This is a genomic window from Amniculibacterium aquaticum, assembly GCF_003852705.1.
In the GTDB taxonomy this organism is placed as follows: Bacteria; Bacteroidota; Bacteroidia; order Flavobacteriales; family Weeksellaceae; genus Amniculibacterium; species Amniculibacterium aquaticum.
The window spans coordinates 64,873-82,181 of the sequence record NZ_REFA01000013.1 but is presented as its reverse complement, the minus strand read 5'-3'; the positions used below and the strand labels follow the sequence as shown (position 1 = coordinate 82,181).

The window sequence follows — 17,309 nt, the reverse complement described above, 5'->3', positions numbered from 1 at the left end:
CCAATGCAAAGATTAAGGCTTCGTTATACAGTAGTACTTGCACCTCTTTAATCTCTAATTGTTGTTTTGTGTAACTATCAGCTAATTTTAAAAAGGTCTGCTTTGTGCAGGTATCAATTAGGTTATTCCCTTTTTCACTTTGATAGTCAAAATGTATATTTTTTAAGTCAATAAATAAGCTAATAATGTGCATAGATTGATGATACACTCCATTACTTACCTCATCTTCTCCCTTTGTCTTTTCAAGGATTAAAATATGCTTAATTGTCTGTTGGTAGATTGTTTCCATAATTACTTTGATGCGTTTACAAATGATTGAAAGCTTTCAGCTGTTGTATCTTTTGAGGTTTTACCAATATAGACCAGTAGCATATTTTCGGTGCTATGTCCTGTTATATTCATTATTAGACTGTTATTTATCTTACCGTAAAAGTTTGTTGCAAAAGACCTCCTGCCACAATGTGAAGTGATAAGTTCATATTTAGGATATTCTCCTGCTATTTCTCTAACCTCGCCTTTGCCTATTACCTCCGCTTTCTTTCCTCTTGTAATGGTGTCTATTCCTGCTTGTTTACATACCTCCTTTATGTATTCATTGTATCGTTGGTCGCTTATCTTTCTTGGGAACTCTCCATTTCTTTTTTGTAGTATTTCTTCTACCTGTGGGAGAATAAGAGCGGTTACATTCTTACCTGTTTTTTGTTGGCGTAAATCAATAAACTTTCCATCCTCATTAACTCTTATCATTGATGAGGTAAACTTTAAAAAATCGCTAACCCTTTGCCCTGTATAACAAGATATGAGTAGCCAATCTCTTGCATTATCTAAATAATCATCGGTAAATGTTGTATTCTTAATTTTTTTGAGTTCATCAAAGGATAGGTATATCTTGGGAAATACCTCATCGGCTAACCTTACTTGTAGTTTATCTAATGATGGACTTGTGGGTACTTCTTTTGTCCGTGCGTGTACACAAACGGTCTTAATGAAAGTAAAATGTTTCTTTATTGTTTTGGGTGCGTATCTGTGTTTTTGTCCGTATGTTGTCCAGTCCTTTACAAATTGTTCATCAACATTTACAATATCATAATTTTGTTTCTTGAAAGACTGAAATTTAGCTATCATATTTCTTATTGATGACCATTTCTTCCACGAAGATAATTTAGATTTTAACTCTAATTCTCGTAAATCTAAATAGTAATCAAAGTAATCCAATAAACCACTTGGGATAACTTCAATCTTTTTAGGATTGTAAAAATTGATTAAAGCGTTATTTAGCCAGTCTTTGTCTATTGTCTTGGTGTTATTACTCTCTTTAAATAGATAGTCTTTAACGGCTTTTAAATGCTCGTCTAAATCAGTTTTAAGATTAACTTTTTCTGTATCTCTAAATTTCTTATTTGACTTGCACTCTTCCCAAAAGTTTTTAGTAACCTTAAATTGAAGCTGTGAACGAATGGACTTAAAAGCGTTGCCCTCTTTGTAGGTTAGTCTAACCTCAATATTTGATAAGTCTTTTTTAGACCTATACTCAAAAGCTATATTCATGATTTTTAAATTTGATTAACATTTCAAAGATAAAAAACTTTTGTACAATTTAGGTAAAAGTTGAGCAAAATTTGTACAAATAGACCGAACAAAGCAAAATGAATTAAAATTGTTTAAAAAATAAAATCATCGTAAACCACTATCAATAGTATGTTTAAGATATATTTGTGCTTTTTATTTAATTTATCATATTCGATATATGTAGAACCTCACTCTCCGCAAAAAAAGCTTTCAAGTCTGAAAGCTTTTTTTTTTACTATATTCCTAAAAATAAATCCCAATCTTACGATCGGGATTTATTTGTTTTTAAGCTTTGAAAAGCTTTCCTATAATTTCACCAATTTTATAATAATCGTCGTGGTTGCTAACGAATTTGTTTTCCGCAAAAGAGCTGTTGTCGTTGTACGGATAGATGAGAAGATAGTTTTTGTCCATCAGATATTGGTTCATCATTCTAGGGATATCGTTAACACTCGAAATGTACGATGCCGCTTTGCTTTGTTTCATAAAGGCTATGAATCCTTCATTATTGTTGATGTTTTGGATGATGTTTTCTATGGATTTCCAATCCTCTACAATCGTAAATTCACATTCGATATTTGATTTGTTTAGGATTTTTTTCAAAATCTCAGCTATTTTCTCTGTGGTGATAAAATTCATTTTACTTCCTGAGTTTTTAGCCATGTTCCACAGCCTTACCAATGCGTGGTAAAAACCACTGTCGTGTTGACTTTTTGGCGGGATAATAACCGCATATTTTTTGATCGTAGCCATGGGTTGTGCAGCATGATAAATGAAAATATTGGTGTTGTTTTCATTGATCTTACTGTTGTAAAGGTTGTAGATGAAAGTCGGAGAGAATCCTTTCTTGGTCTCCAGTCCAAAGATTACATCACTCACTTTTAGCTCTTTGATCACATTGTTAATGGCTTTCATCACTTCATTATCGTATCGTTTTAGCGATTGCATTTTGATGTCTGTAGAGGCGGCAATATTAACGGCTGAACCTAATATTTTATCCGATTTCTTCTCAGAACCTGCAGTTTCGCTATCGTTGATGATGTTTAATGCATGGACCTGGTCTATGTTTAATTTACTTTTCAATGCCAAGGCAAGATTGACCATAGGTTCTACAATCTCCTCTTGGTTTATCGGGAGTAGGATCGATTCTTCCAACTGATAGTCTTCGGTAAGACTTTCTTCACTGTCTTCCAAGACCAGTTTCTCACCGGTAGCTTGGGTTGAAAATGAGGAAAGGGTACAAGAAATTAAGATAAGTACAATGCTGCCATTAAGGACACTTTCATTCAATAAACGGATGGGTTCGCCCAATTCATTTTCCCCAATGATGATGTTATAACCCACCATAACCACAGCTAGGGTAGCGGCAGCATGAGAAACACTCAGACCAAAAATTAAATTCTTTTCTAGTTTTGTAAAATTAAATGTCTTTTGGGTAAAAGCAGCAGCAAGATACTTGGACAATACGGCTACTGAAGTCATTAGTACAATAACTTTGATGGTTTCAAAATCCTTTAAGAATACTTTGAAATCGATAAGCATTCCAACACTGATCAAGAAAAATGGGATGAAGATGGCATTTCCAACAAATTCTATTCTGTTCATCAATGCGGATGTATGCGGGATAAGCTTGTTGAGTGCTAATCCTGCGAAAAAGGCTCCAATAATGGCTTCTAATCCTGCGAGTTCAGCAAGCAGAGCCGCCAGGTAGATCATCACCAAAACAAAAATATATTGTGAAATTTTATCGTTTACTTTTTTGAAAAACCATCTGGAAATAATCGGAAATAAAAATAAAACGATTACGCTAAACAATGAAAAGGATATGATCAATTTGGTCCAAAATGCTGCATTTACTTCACCTTGAGTTATCCCAACTACGATGGCCAGGATCAGTAAGGCCAAGACATCGGTAATCATCGTACCGCCAACAACGATATTTACCACACGGTTTTTTACAAGACCCAGTTTGCCAATGATGGGATAGGAGATAAGGGTGTGGGTGGAAAAAATACTGGCGAAAATAAAAGACGAAAGCATGGTGAAACCCAATACAAAGTGTGCCAATAGAACTCCCAATATCAGTGGGATACTAAAGGTGTACAATCCAAAGGTTATGCTTTTCCATTTGTTTTTTTTGAAATCGCCCATGTCTATTTCCAATCCGGCTAAAAACATGATGTATAAAAGCCCGGTTGTCCCACTCACCACAATGCTGCTGTCCCTAGACAATACATTGAATCCGTTGGGTCCAATGATGGCACCAGCGATGATAAGACCTAATAAATGTGGAACTTTTATTTTGTTGAGCAAAAGAGGAGCACTTAAGATAATGACCAAAACCAACAGGAATTTTAGGACGGGATCTTCTATTGGAAGGCTTAGGGAATTTATGCTAAGAAATATCATCGTAATTATTTTAATGAACGGTTGAGTTCTACATTAAATTTGGCATTGCATTGGTTATCCAAAGTCACCGTGGCAGTACCTTTTATTTTACTTTTACTGATATCGTTCAGTACCACATTTATTTTCATTCTTCTTTTTGCTGTAGAATCGGTGCTGTAGTCTAAAGTGATTTTTTGATCGTCGTACGAGGCATCAAAAAGTTTAGAGTTTTTGTTGTGTGTGGTTACAGCATACAACTTTAGCGAATCGCTTTTGAAATCCCAATTTTCTATACGGTTGTCGCCAATGGCATATTCTTGACAGTTGGACTCTTCACAAATGGATTTGGCAGTCCATTCTCCGGCAATGTTCTCCGGCCAAATTTTAACAGGAATCGAATCGTTTTTCGCAAAAATTGAATCCCTCATTTTTATTAAAGATTGGTATTCTGCTTCTTTTTGGTTCAGCAGATCTTCTCTTTTGTTAAGTTCGACTTCTCGGTCTTTCAGTTCTTGATCTTTTTCAGGGTTGGTACAAGAATAGAAAACTGCAGTGACCAAAAACAGTCTGAAAATAGGATTGATCTTCATTGTGTTGTATTATATGATTAATTAAAAACGAGCTTAAATCGGTTTGAAATATGTAAGCTTCTAAGGCTTATTTCAAATTTTGTGCATTTCAAAAATACATTATTTTTATTAATTGTTGTAAATATTAGGTTGCCAGAAGGTTAGGATGTTGGATTATAAAAGCAAGAAACCATCGAATGTTGAATAATATTTTGTACATAAAGAAGAAATTAATTCTCAGTAAAACCATTGTATATCAATAATAATGCTTAAATTTGCACCGCTTTTTGTGGGTAAGAATTGAAAAAGCAAAATACAACAAATAACAACTTCCGTATTTTTTAGTCCACAGATTATCAATTCATTAAGAAAGAAGGAATACAAATTTTTTATAAATTATGTCAAAAGAGACAAATTTAGCAGAGGTTTTATTAAACCAAAATGTAGCACCTGAACAATTCGACTGGGATTCTTTTGAGTCTGGTCTAGATGCTGAAGCAAGAAAAGAAAAATCGGATTTGGAAGAAATCTATAACGGATCTCTTAACAATCTAGATGACAATGATGTATTGGTAGGTAAAGTTGTTAGATTAACTGACAAAGAAGCTATCGTAGACATCAACTTCAAGTCTGAAGGTGTAATCTCTTTGAACGAATTCCGTTACAAACCAGACCTAAAAGTAGGTGATGATGTTGAAGTAATGGTGGACAGAAGAGAAGATAAGTCTGGACAATTACAACTTTCTCACAAAAAAGCGAGAACCCTAAAAGCTTGGGATAAAGTAAACGAACTTCACGAAACAGGAGAAGTAGTAAACGGATTTGTTAAATCCAGAACTAAAGGTGGTATGATCGTAGATGTACACGGTATCGAAGCGTTCTTGCCAGGTTCTCAAATCGATGTGAAGCCAATCAAAGATTACGATCAATTTGTTGGTAAAACCATGGAATTCAAAGTGGTTAAAATTAACCCTGAATTTAAAAATGTGGTTGTTTCTCACAAAGCGCTTATCGAAGCAGATATCGAAGATCAGAAAAAAGAAATCATCGCTCAATTGGAAAAAGGTCAAGTTCTTGAAGGAACCGTTAAGAACATCACTTCTTACGGTGTATTCATCGACCTTGGTGGCGTAGACGGATTGATCCACATTACCGATCTTTCTTGGTCTAGAGTAAACCACCCAAGCGAAATCCTAGAAGATGGACAAACTGTAAAAGTAGTTATCTTGGATTTCGACGACGAGAAAACAAGAATCCAATTGGGTATGAAGCAATTAGAAGCTCACCCTTGGGATGCGCTTTCTGCTGACTTGAAAGTTGGAGATAAAGTAAAAGGAAAAGTGGTAGTTCTTGCTGACTATGGTGCTTTCGTAGAAATCGCTCCAGGTGTAGAAGGTCTTATCCATGTTTCTGAAATGTCTTGGAGCACTCACTTGAGATCTGCAGGAGATTTCGTAAAAGTAGGCGACGAGGTAGAAGCTGTAGTTCTTACTTTGGATAGAGAAGAAAGAAAAATCTCTCTAGGTATGAAACAACTTTCTGAAGATCCTTGGAAAAACATCTCCGAAAAATATCCTTTGGGATCTCAGCATGTAGGTACTGTAAGAAACTTCACCAACTTCGGAGTATTCGTAGAGTTAGAAGAAGGTATCGACGGTCTTGTTTACATCTCTGACCTTTCTTGGACTAAGAAAATCAAGCACCCATCTGAGTTCTGTGCAGTAGGTGACAAATTGGATGTAGTTGTACTAGAATTGGATACTGAAGCAAGAAGAATCTCTTTAGGACACAAGCAATTGTCTGAAAATCCTTGGGATAAATTCGAAACCAAATATGCTGAAGGAACTGTACACAACGGTACTGCAGTAGATGTATTCGATAAAGGTGCTGCTGTACAATTCGAAGATGCTGAAGTAGAAGCTTTCTGCCCATCAAGATTGTTAGAAAAAGAAGACGGATCTAAAGTGAAAAAAGGTGAAGAAATCGCTTTCAAAGTAATCGAATTCAACAAAGAATTCAAGAGAGTAGTTGTTTCTCACACAGGTCTTTTCCGTGACGAAGAAAGAAAAAATGTTAAAGAAGCGAGCGCTGCTAAACCGGCTGCAACTTCTGGAGAGGAAAGAACAACTTTAGGAGACATCGACGCTCTAGCTGAGTTGAAAAAGAAAATGGAAGGAGGTAACTAATCCCAATTTCTTAACATAAATGAAGCCATCGAATTTTTCGATGGCTTTTTTTTTGTATCGTGTTTAAAGTATTGATGTTCAGTTTATAACAAATAAAATATAACATTTACTTTAGCTCCAGAAAGCTCCGTTTTTAATGCCTGCATCTTGTTATTTTTATCATCATTTTGAATTTTTAGCTTTCTAGAATTTCTAATTCTATCGTTTTAAAGGCTATTTCAAAACATTCAAAACTTTTTGCAAAGCTTCACCAGAATTGCTACCCTGGTAATTGTTGATGATGATGGAAAAAGTATATCCTTTGTGGATCCCGGCATAGGATTTCGTGTTTTTCATGGTACCGCTCTTCATTTTCATACCGTTGTCATGGGTAGAGAAGCCTTCAAAATAAGCATTGAACCACGGCTGTTTTTGACTGTATAAAAGTGCTTGAACTTCTGCTTTGGAACTCACATAATTCTGTGGCGAAAGTCCGGATCCATCGGCAAAATTGATGGATTTCTCATGAAGTCCTTTGGATTTCCAAAAGTCTTTCATGTAGTCCATTCCGGCTCTGAAGCTGCCTTCGCCTCGTTTTTCTTTGGCCAGTGTTTTTACTAAAGTCTCACCGTAGAGGTTCACGCTTTTTTTCATAAACCAATAGACTATTTTATCCAAAGTCGGTGATGCATAGGTGAAAAAAACATTCTCTTTTGGAAAAACTAAAGTCTTTTCTCCATCTATTCTCATCTGGCTAAGCGATTGTACATTTCCTTGGACTTCAATTCCATTTTCTTGTAAAAAATCTTTAATTTCTTGTGCAAAAGTCAGAGGCGGATTGGGCGTAGCTCCAGAAACGGTTATGCTTTTTCCGGGAAGCGATCCGTTGATATAAGCCACGGTAGAATGTGGCGCGGTAAATATTAGACTTTGATCGCTGCTACCCGCTGTTTTCAGATCGTTCACCCATTTTACCTTTGGCAATTCGATGTTGGTTTTTCTAATTTCCTTTCCAAACATATTGAGGTCAAATTGATTTTCTCTCCAATTGAATCCCCAAACTCCGGCACCGTAATAATTGCCCATATCGTCCCAAGGCCAACCTCCAGGAGTGGTTTGAAAATCAAAATAAGAATCGTCAACCACGATATTTCCAGATATTTTTGTAATATTTTTAGATTTTAAGGCCAAAAGTAATTTTGCTTTAAAATTCTCAGGCAAAAAACCATCGTATCTCCAACTGCCCAAAGTAGGATCGCCGGTGGAAGCCAACCAGAGATTCCCGTTAAGTTTTTGCTGATCAATGGACCCGGAAAAAGACGAAGTTGTAGTATAGGTATAGTCCGTTCCAAGACTTTCTAATGCACAAGCTGCTGTAAATATTTTTTGCGTAGAAGCTGTACTCAATCCGATATTGGGTTGGTATTCATATACCACTTTCCCTTGTGGATCAGCAACATATACAGACAGTTGTGCAGCATAGGCTGCCGGACTTTTCATCAACTCTTTTACAGCAATGTCCATTTTTTGTTGAATGTTTTGTGCAGAAAATAGAGCGCTTGTGGCAAAAAATATAAACAGAGTTTTCTTCATTTTAATGATTTAATCGGGAATCGAGTTTAACAAAAATAAGATTTATTCATTGATTTTTTCTTTAATCTGAAAAATAAAATCCGCCATTTCTGACGGATTTTTAGTGATAGTTGTTAATGCATGGCAGAGCCAATGTCTATTTTTTCTTTGGATTTACTTTGCCTGATGAGCAACATGAACGGAATACAAATCAGAAATAATATACCAAGATAGAGAAATACATCCATGTAAGAAAGTACAGCTGCTTGTTTCTGTATCGAGAATTGCAAGGCTTTGTACGCCGATTGCAACGCCACATCAGGGCCCATTCCTTTGGACATAAATCCGGATTTCATCTGCAGAATTCTTTGTTGTACCTCCCAATCGTTCACATCCAAATGGTTGGCAAGATTGGCGCTGTATTTAGCACTTTGATTGGCTATAAAAGTGGTAATCAGAGCAATTCCAAAAGAACCTCCCAATTGTCGCATCATTCCTGTAAAAGCAGCTCCTTGTCCAATTTCTTTTCCTTTCAAGGTGCTTAGCGAAAGCGTGGTAATTGGGATGAAAAGTAAGCTGAGTCCCAAACCACGGACGATCAGCATCCAGAAAAAATCACCCTCGCCGGTATCTGGTGTCAGGAGTTTGTATCCCCAGAAACTGTATATAAAAAAAATAAAGAATCCTATAGAAACCAAATACTGTTGCTTGACTCCCTTAGAAATTAACTTACCAATAAAAGGCATCATAATGGCTGTGGCGATGGCAGAAGGAATCATAAGTGCACCCGCCTGTAGTGCTGTCCACCCCAAGACTCCTTGAGTATAAATTGGGATGATGAAAGTAGATCCGTACAAACCAAAACCAAGAATGAAAGACAAGACAGTACCTATTCTTAAATTTCCATTTTTCAGCACTCTGAGTTCTACAATGGGGTGAGCATAGGTGAGCTCTCGCCAAAGGAAAAGAACAAAACCTAAAACTGCGGTAGAGGTGAAAAATACAATACTATTGCTATCAAACCAATCGTCTTCATGACCTCTTTCCAAGATGTATTGTAGAGAACCTACAAAAACCGCAAGAAGAAAAATCCCAAGCCAATCGACTTCTTTGGTTGATTTTTTTTCTTCAAATTTCGGACTTCTTACAAACTGCAAGGTGAGAATTGTCGCAGCAATTCCTACCGGAATGTTGATGTAGAAAATATGAGGCCACGAAAAATTATCTACAATATAACCTCCCAATGGCGGCCCCAAAGTTGGACCAATAATAACTCCCAATCCGTAGATGGCCTGTGCCATACCCAATTTTTCTCGGGGATAAGATTCGGTAATGATGGTCTGTGAGGTTACCAATAAAGCTCCGCCGCCAATCCCTTGTAGTAGGCGGAAGAACACCAATTCCCAAATGCTTGTTGCATTGCCACAAAGAAATGAGAAAACGGTAAAAATAATGATGGATGCTGCAAAATAATTTCTCCTACCAAATTGTTGGGATAGCCAACTGGTCATGGGAACGATAATGACATTACCGATGGCATAAGCCGTAATGACCCAACCAATTTCCGACAACGAGGCGCCTAAATTTCCTTTCATTTCGTTCAGGGCAACATTTACAATGGTGGTGTCCACAATCTCCAGCAATGCACAGAGAATAGCGGTTATGGTAATGATGACCCTTCGGAAACCGTATTCGACTAAACTGTCTTGTTCCATGTTGTTGAATGCTGATTATTTGTAAAATGCAACTTCTGCAGTAACATTCATCCCGGCTCGTAGTTTTTTAGCCGTATTTTTATCTAAATTTTTAAAATCAATTCGTACAGGTACTCTTTGTACTACTTTTACAAAGTTACCACTGGCATTATCCGGAGGTAAAATCGAGAATGAAGAGCCTGTTGCTGGGGATAGTGATGTAATTTCGCCCTCCAATTTCAGATCCGGGAAAGCATCTACCGTGATGTTTGCTTTTTGTCCAGCCTGCATTTTTGTCAATTGAGTTTCTTTGAAATTGGCAATGACCCAAATGCTATTGTCCCTTACCAAACTGAAAAGCTGCGCACCTGCTTGTACAAATTGTCCATTTTGTGTGGGTACTTTGGCAACAAAACCATCTTCTGGAGCCGTAATAACCGTGTAGGAAAGGTTAAGTTTGGCATTTTCTAAATCTACTTTTCGTTGATTGGCCATGGCTTTTGCCGATCCAATTTGTTGCTGAGAAACCTGTGTCTGTGCCGATGCCGTATGAGTCTGTTGCTCTGCTTGTTTTTTTTGTTCAACCAAAATTTTCAATTGCTTATCGGCTGTTTGTTTTGCCGCCAAGACTTGTTCGTATTGTTGTTGGGTGATGGAGTGATCTTTTATTAAATTCTCATATCTTTTCAGATCCTGACTGGTCTTCCAAACATTGACTTTTGCAGCATCTATTTGGGCATTCATCGTGGCTACAGCTGCATCAGCCGTGTGGATGTTTTCGGATGTAGCATTTGAGCTTATTTCGGAAACAGCAATGTTAGAATTGGCTGTTTGCAAGGCTGCTTCAGCTTGTTGAACCAGTATTTTTTGATCTCTATTGTCCAAAATAACCAAAGTATCGCCCTTTTTTACAAACTGATTGTCATGAACTTTAACAGCAGACACATATCCGGAAATCCTAGAAATTACGGGAGCCATATTGCTCGCCAATTGGGCATCATCGGTTTTTTCATGTTTCTGACCGTATTGATATTCTTTGTATCCATATATCCCACCACCAAGGATTAATGTTCCAAGAATTATTGGAAAGACGATGGATTTTTTCTTTGGTTCTTTATTTTTATTGTTTTTCATTGTTTCTTTTAATTTTGTTGAAGTTTTTTTTAAGCCTGAACTTATTTACTAATCAGTATCCCTGAAGTTTGTTCTAACTTTTTAAAGGCCAATACGGCATCTGCTTTTGCATTGGTCAGGTTGACATGAGCTGTAATTTGTTGAGCATCGGCTTCCAAAAGATTGGTGATGGTTTCTAATCCGTTGTCGAATTTGTTTTTGGTAATTCTGAAATTTTCATTGGCTTGTTCCAGAGATTTTTCTAACAAACCTATTTTGCTGTTGGCCAATTGATAGTTTTTGTAATCTCTGTGGATTTCCAACTTTATCTGGTCCAAAATCAATTGCTGGTTGGCATCTAATTTCTGAATTTGGGCTTCGGCTTTTAGCAGATCCGTATTTTTTTTCCAAATGTTTGATAAGTTGTACTGTACACCAATCCCGATGTTGGCAGCATTGTACAGAGTCATAATTTTCGGAACTTCAGCAGCAACATACCCTGCAGTTAGGGCTATTTGAGGGAGGTTTTCGGACTTTGCGGCTTTTATACTTTGCTTTGCAGCTTTTTGTTGGTAATCATTCACCTGAAGATCTTTTCTGTTTTCCATGGCTTGTTGCATGTAAAAATCTTGATTTTCTACGGCAAGTACAGACGAAATGTATTGAGAGTCGAGGCTCAGTTGTGTATTTTCCGGCAATCCCAATAACAAGTCCATATTGATCATGGCTATTTCAAAATTATTCTCTGCTTCCAACAATTTCAGTTCGATGTCAGCAGTTTGCAAATTGGCTTTCAAACGATCGTTTCTGGCGATTACTCCATTATTTTCAAGATTTAGAAAAGTTTTGTCCCTTTCTTGTGCTGCTTTCAGATTTTCTTTTAAAATTTTTATGACCTGTTCGGATTTATACAGATTGTTGTAGGCTTGTGCTACGGTGTAGGCAATGGACAATTTGTTGTTTTCCGCTGACAGTTTTGAGGCTTCCAAAAGATATTGTGCAGATTGTATCCCATAATTTATCCTTCCTCCGGAATAAAGTGGTAAGGAAAAATTTGCCGAACCAAAATAGGCTGTACTGGGTGTTACTACATGGTTTCCGTTGTTGGAAGGTGGTAAAATTTTGATTTCGGCTTTCGCGTTGGCCAATGCCAATGCCGATCCGGAGATCTTAAAATCGGGCAAACGATGATTTTTACTGTTAATAACTTGTGCCATCGCTTCGTCAATTTTCGCTTGATCTATTTTTAGATACTTAGAGTTTTGGATTCCAAGATCCATGGCTTCATCCAAATTGAGCAAAGTTCGATCTTGTGCCCAAGCAATCGTACCGATAAGCGACATCAGTAAACACGCGACTCGAATAGAGTTTTTATTCATAACCTAATAAGTATTTCAATATTTCTTTTAAGTGTACTTCCAAATTTTGGAAATATTCCGATTCATATTTTTCATCGCCTTGAAGAAATTCTTTGTAAAATGGAAAAGAATTCATGGCGGTGAATAAAGTCCCGGAAATGGTCGAATGCAAGAATTCGACCTTTGGTTTTTGTTTAAAAATCCCCGTCTCTTGGCCTTCCAATACAATTTTTTTGTAAGTATTTAGATATTTCATCTTCGATTCTTTGATGAATTGAACGATGGAAGGATTTTTTAAATTAATTTGTTCTCTTTGAAGGATGAGATAAAAATCCTTTAGATTTTTTACCCTTTCGATGTATCGGCTAATCAATAAATCAATTTTTTGCCAAGCATTGATGTCTGTTCTTTCATAAACCAAGGTAGAGTATTCCAAACCTTGCCCCATTCGGTATTCGAAAATGTGTTCTAATAATTTTTCTTTAGATCCGAAATAATAAGAAATCATGGAAATGTTAACCTCTGCATTTTTGGCAATCTCCCGAGTTGAAGTTCCATCAAACCCTTTTTCAGCAAAGAGTTTTTCGGCATGTAGCATGATGTTTTCCTCCTTGGTAATCATTCTTGTATAATTTTGAGAATGCAAATTTACTTCATTTCAAGAAAAAATCAATCGATTGATTGATTTTTTTTCTAATGAAAATTTTTCATGAAAAAGTTGGACAAAAAAACTCCAAGCACATAAGTACTTGGAGCGTATTGTAAAGCAGTTTGTTTTATAAATGAAATTTCAATTCAGAAATGGGATCCAACTCGTAAGGTTCTTTGTAAGGCTGAAAAATTCGAGTTTGTTCGGTTCCTTCAACAAAAATATGTTCACCAATTCTTCGTATCCAATTGCCTTCTCTTAGTCCGACCACCACAATATTATTTTGAGTTAGAAATTCTTTGATTCGAGTTTCTCGGGTCTCGCCGTTGTGTTTTAAGTCCGGATGAGGATCCAAATAATGCGGGTTGATGTTGAAGGGTACCAAGCCCATACAGGTAAAACTTTCTGGATATACAATGGGCATATCGTTGGTCGTTTTCATGTTGATGCCTCCAATGTTGCTTCCGGCACTGGTTCCCAAATATGGTTTGCCTGCCGTTACATTGTCTTTTAGGACAAACATTAGGTTTTCTTCATGTAAAGATTTTACCAAAAGAAAAGTATTGCCACCACCGGTAAAATAGCCTTTGGCATTGTTAATGGCGTCTATTTTATTTTCATACTCATGCAATCCGCTTACTTTAATGTTGATCGTTTTAAAGAAGTCTTTCACCATTGCAGTATAGTCTTCATGCGAAATCCCACCAGGTCTGGCAAAAGGGATGAAAAGAATTTCATCAATACCCTGATAGAGATTGACGATGGACTCTTTCAAATAGTCTAAGTATTTTCCACCAAAAAGGGTAGAAGTAGAAGCTAAAATTACATTCATAATACCGTTTTTTTTAACGATTTAAAGAGGGCTTACCAACTGCAAAAACCATTCTTTTACATCGCCTTCCAGATGTTTACCCAATTTTTCTTCACAAGTTTTGTGATACGCATTCAGCCATTCAATTTCTTCTGCAGAAAGCAATTCTTTAACAATGGTTTCTTTGAAGAAAGGACAGAAAGTTAGGGTTTCAAACTCATAAAAATCTCCAAATTCAGTGGTTTCAGAAAATTTTACCGCAACCAAGTTTTCATGACGAATTCCGTACATGTTTTCGAGATAGAAACCGGGCTCATTACTAACTACCATTCCGGGTAATAGTTCTTGAGGATTCATATCTTTTCGGATATTCTGTGGTCCTTCGTGTACATTCATAAAGCTGCCAACTCCGTGACCTGTCCCGTGGTTATAGTCTTTTCCGTGCATCCAAAGCGGCATTCTTGCAACGGCATCCAACTGAACGCCTCGGGTACCTTTTGGAAATTTTACCATGGAAAGTCGGATCATGCCTTGCAATACCAATGTAGAGTCTATTTTGAATTGCTGACTGGTTTCGCCCAAAGGCAATGTACGGGTAATGTCTGTGGTACCTTCCAGATATTGACCTCCAGAATCAACCAAAATACTTCCGGAATTGGTGACTTCTTTACTGCCTACTTCTTTTGCAGAATAGTGACAAATGGCATCGTTACCGGCATAGCCGACAATGCTACCAAAACTTTCGCCCACAAAATTTTCCGATGCGGCACGGAATGTTCTTAGTTTTTCGCCGATGGAATATTCGGTCATGGCTTCTTTTCCGGCAGTATGGGTTAGCCAATACAAGAATTTTACCATGGCAACGCCGTCTCGTTCCATTACGGTGCGGAAACCTTGCAATTCGGCCGTATTTTTCTGTGCTTTCATCAAATTTCCCGGTGCAGCAGCTTTTACAAAAGTATTTTTGTTGGCCAAAGCATCGTACACCGATTGGTTGGTGTTGGGAGAGATGAGTATGTTTTGATTTTTAACCAAAGCCAATTCCTTCAAAAAATTTTCGTATGGAAGTACAGAAACTCCAGCTTTTTGCATGGATTCCTGAGCATTTGCATTTAATTTTTTGGTGTCCACAAAAAGTTTTGCATCGTTCAGAGACAATAAAATATAACCTAAAAATACGGGATTGCAATCTACATCGCTACCTCTGAGGTTCAGGGTCCAAGCGACATCGTCCAAACTGGAAATGATGTGAGTGCTGGTACCCAAAGTTTGCATTTTTTCGCGAATGGCTTGTAGTTTTTCCTCTACCGATTTTCCTGCTCTTTCTGTAGGATGGGTATAAATTGGATTTTGAGAAGCTTGTGGTTTGTCGGTCCAAATTTCCTGAATGAGTGCCTGATTTACCAAAGAAATTCCTTTTGGATTCAGCTTTTCTTCCAGAGCTTCCCAGTTGATGTTGGAAGTGGCCAAAGCATTTACCGCTACTTTTCCGTTGGCTGGGATTTGGGAAATAATCCAATCGATGTAGTTTGGAGTTCCTTCGACACCGTCTTTCATCAGGTCAATTCCTGAGCCTTGAAGTTCTATTGGGGCTTGTACGAAATACCTTCCGTCGGTCCATAGAGCAGCTTTATTCTTTAAGATTACAACAAATCCTGCAGAGCCGGTAAATCCGGAAATCCACGCTCTTTCTTGCCATTCTTCAGGTAGATATTCGCTCATGTGAGGGTCTGCAGAGTACACGATATACGCATCAATATTGTTTTCTTGCATTTTTACTCGCAAAGCAGATATTCTTTCTTGTATGTTCATTTTTGTTTATTTTTTGAAGAGGTAAATTTATAAATAATGTCCCAATTTATGAGCTTGAAATTGATATTTAATGTTAATCGTTATTTCCATTTTTTTCTTTTGAAGTAGATGAAGGTAACGATGACGATGAGCGCCATGAGTCCCAAAGTAAAATAATACCCAAACTGGGTTTGCAGTTCCGGCATATTTTCAAAGTTCATACCATAAATTCCTGCGATGAATGTGATGGGCAAAAAATAAACCGAATACATAGCCAACATCTTCATGACCTGATTGGCTTTTTGGTCGGAAAGTGCCAAATACATGGAAATAAGATGCGTGATTTGAGCATTGAGATGGTCGAATTTGTTATTCACATCCTTGTATTTGTCCATGAGGTCAATAAATTGTGTTTCGCTGATGTTTATTTTCTTCATGTTGTTTACCCAATCCGATGAGATGTTTAGCAATCGTACATTGAGACCGGTTTTTCTTTTCAGTTTATAAAGTCGTTTTACAATATTGCCGTTGTTATTGTTGTTCAGGAAGATTTCGTTTTCGATACGGTCGATATCGTCTTGTATAACTTTACTTTCATCATCATAAGAGTTGAGAATTTTTTTAGCCAAATGCAGGACAACAAATTCTTTGGTGATGTTGCTTTTTTTACTTTCAATTTCTTTTTCTAATTCTAAGATGCTGTTGTTTTTTATCCTATGAATGGTAATAACCGTGCTTCCCAAGATGTAAATACCCAATTTTGTCGAGATGTCGCTCATGGTATTTAGTCCGGTTCTTTCCTGTTTGGTGTTTTCACGAGTGAGATAGAATTGTATGCCCGAATGTTCTTCGTATTTTGGAAGGTGGTTGGCATCCAACATGTCTTCCATAAGCAGCATATCTATGGAATAATTTTGCTGAAGCACTTTAAAATCATCAATGTTTGGACCTTCGCAATCCAACCATTCGCAAAATTCGTTTTTGAAAATCGTTCTAATTGGCATTATTTCTATTGTTTATACTGTTTTTTGTACAATTTGAATCAAAAATATGAATAATAATCAAAAAAAATCCGTCTTTTTCGAAAAAAAGACGGATTGATTTATTGTGTTAAAGGTCAATTACCATTCACCTCTATTCCCACGGTTTTCTCTGTAACCGCCACCACGATTTCCAAAACCTCTTGGTTTTTCTTCTCTTGGTTTAGCTTCAGAAATGTTCATGGTTCTTTGCTTATAATCTGTTTGGTTTAACCCTTCGATAGCAGCTCTTGCTTCATCGTCGTTTGGCATTTCAACAAAACCGAAACCACGGCTTCTACCGGTTTCTTTGTCGGTAATGATTTTTGCGGAATCAACAGTTCCGTAGTTTTCGAAAAGAGCTTGTAGCTCGGACTCAACAGCTGTGTAGTTGAGATTAGAAATAAAAATGTTCATAAAAATTGATATTAATTATTCAGAAGTAACTAACAAGGACTTGAACATTGATAATTCTGCTTCTAAAATTTTGTGCAAGGTACATTAATTTTATAAAATAATAAATTTTTTTTGTTTTTTTTGAAAAATTTTATTTTAAAACCTTTTCTGGTGCTTTTTGAACAAATTTTACAAAATATTTTTTACTATTTATT

The 17,309-nt window shown here is 36.8% G+C and carries 14 protein-coding genes; 1 reads left to right on the top strand and 13 read right to left on the bottom strand.

All coding sequences use genetic code 11. The annotated features are described in order from the left end of the window. The 4 genes from EIY84_RS07375 to EIY84_RS07360 all read right to left on the bottom strand — a co-directional run. Positions 1 to 289 (bottom strand): hypothetical protein (locus tag EIY84_RS07375; RefSeq protein WP_164472024.1); only part of this gene is annotated, 289 nt, incomplete at its 3' end. Between the two features lie 2 nt (positions 290 to 291). Beyond that, complete coding sequence (locus EIY84_RS07370) at positions 292 to 1,548, bottom strand: site-specific integrase (protein WP_124641755.1); 1,257 nt, start codon at positions 1,546 to 1,548, stop codon at positions 292 to 294. Positions 1,549 to 1,854: 306 nt separating this feature from the next. Further along, positions 1,855 to 3,978, bottom strand: a complete 2,124-nt coding sequence (locus EIY84_RS07365; protein ID WP_124641753.1) for a cation:proton antiporter — start codon at positions 3,976 to 3,978, stop codon at positions 1,855 to 1,857. A 5-nt stretch (positions 3,979 to 3,983) separates the two neighbouring features. Continuing rightward, a complete protein-coding gene (locus EIY84_RS07360) occupies positions 3,984 to 4,547 on the bottom strand; it encodes a hypothetical protein (RefSeq protein ID WP_124641751.1) in 564 nt (187 codons plus the stop codon). A 377-nt stretch (positions 4,548 to 4,924) separates the two neighbouring features. Between EIY84_RS07360 and rpsA the strand changes: the two genes are divergently transcribed. Continuing rightward, a complete protein-coding gene (rpsA, locus tag EIY84_RS07355) occupies positions 4,925 to 6,712 on the top strand; it encodes a 30S ribosomal protein S1 (RefSeq protein WP_124641749.1) in 1,788 nt (595 codons plus the stop codon). A gap of 213 nt (positions 6,713 to 6,925) precedes the next feature. Here the strand turns inward: rpsA and dacB are convergent, their stop codons facing one another. From dacB to EIY84_RS07310, 9 genes are all read right to left on the bottom strand, one after another. Then, entirely contained in the window at positions 6,926 to 8,284 is a 1,359-nt protein-coding gene (gene dacB, locus EIY84_RS07350) for a D-alanyl-D-alanine carboxypeptidase/D-alanyl-D-alanine endopeptidase (protein ID WP_124641747.1), read from the bottom strand. A gap of 113 nt (positions 8,285 to 8,397) precedes the next feature. Next, entirely contained in the window at positions 8,398 to 9,978 is a 1,581-nt protein-coding gene (locus EIY84_RS07345) for a DHA2 family efflux MFS transporter permease subunit (protein ID WP_124641744.1), read from the bottom strand. A 15-nt stretch (positions 9,979 to 9,993) separates the two neighbouring features. Beyond that, positions 9,994 to 11,091: an HlyD family secretion protein gene (locus tag EIY84_RS07340; RefSeq protein WP_124641742.1), complete on the bottom strand. Its 1,098-nt coding sequence runs from the start codon at positions 11,089 to 11,091 to the stop codon at positions 9,994 to 9,996. A gap of 41 nt (positions 11,092 to 11,132) precedes the next feature. After that, complete coding sequence (locus EIY84_RS07335; protein WP_124641740.1) at positions 11,133 to 12,449, bottom strand: TolC family protein; 1,317 nt, start codon at positions 12,447 to 12,449, stop codon at positions 11,133 to 11,135. After that, positions 12,442 to 13,050, bottom strand: coding sequence for a TetR/AcrR family transcriptional regulator (locus EIY84_RS07330; RefSeq protein ID WP_124641738.1), 609 nt, complete (start codon positions 13,048 to 13,050; stop codon positions 12,442 to 12,444). The genes EIY84_RS07335 and EIY84_RS07330 overlap by 8 nt, the downstream gene beginning before the upstream one ends. A gap of 154 nt (positions 13,051 to 13,204) precedes the next feature. Beyond that, complete coding sequence (pepE, locus tag EIY84_RS07325; protein ID WP_124641736.1) at positions 13,205 to 13,909, bottom strand: dipeptidase PepE; 705 nt, start codon at positions 13,907 to 13,909, stop codon at positions 13,205 to 13,207. Positions 13,910 to 13,930: 21 nt separating this feature from the next. Next, positions 13,931 to 15,700 carry an aminopeptidase P family protein gene (locus EIY84_RS07320; RefSeq protein ID WP_124641734.1) on the bottom strand — a complete coding sequence of 590 codons (1,770 nt, stop codon included), beginning with the start codon at positions 15,698 to 15,700 and terminating at the stop codon, positions 13,931 to 13,933. An 80-nt stretch (positions 15,701 to 15,780) separates the two neighbouring features. After that, positions 15,781 to 16,683 carry a CorA family divalent cation transporter gene (locus EIY84_RS07315; RefSeq protein ID WP_124641732.1) on the bottom strand — a complete coding sequence of 301 codons (903 nt, stop codon included), beginning with the start codon at positions 16,681 to 16,683 and terminating at the stop codon, positions 15,781 to 15,783. Between the two features lie 117 nt (positions 16,684 to 16,800). Next, positions 16,801 to 17,115 carry an RNA recognition motif domain-containing protein gene (locus EIY84_RS07310; RefSeq protein ID WP_124641730.1) on the bottom strand — a complete coding sequence of 105 codons (315 nt, stop codon included), beginning with the start codon at positions 17,113 to 17,115 and terminating at the stop codon, positions 16,801 to 16,803. Positions 17,116 to 17,309: the final 194 nt, after the last annotated feature.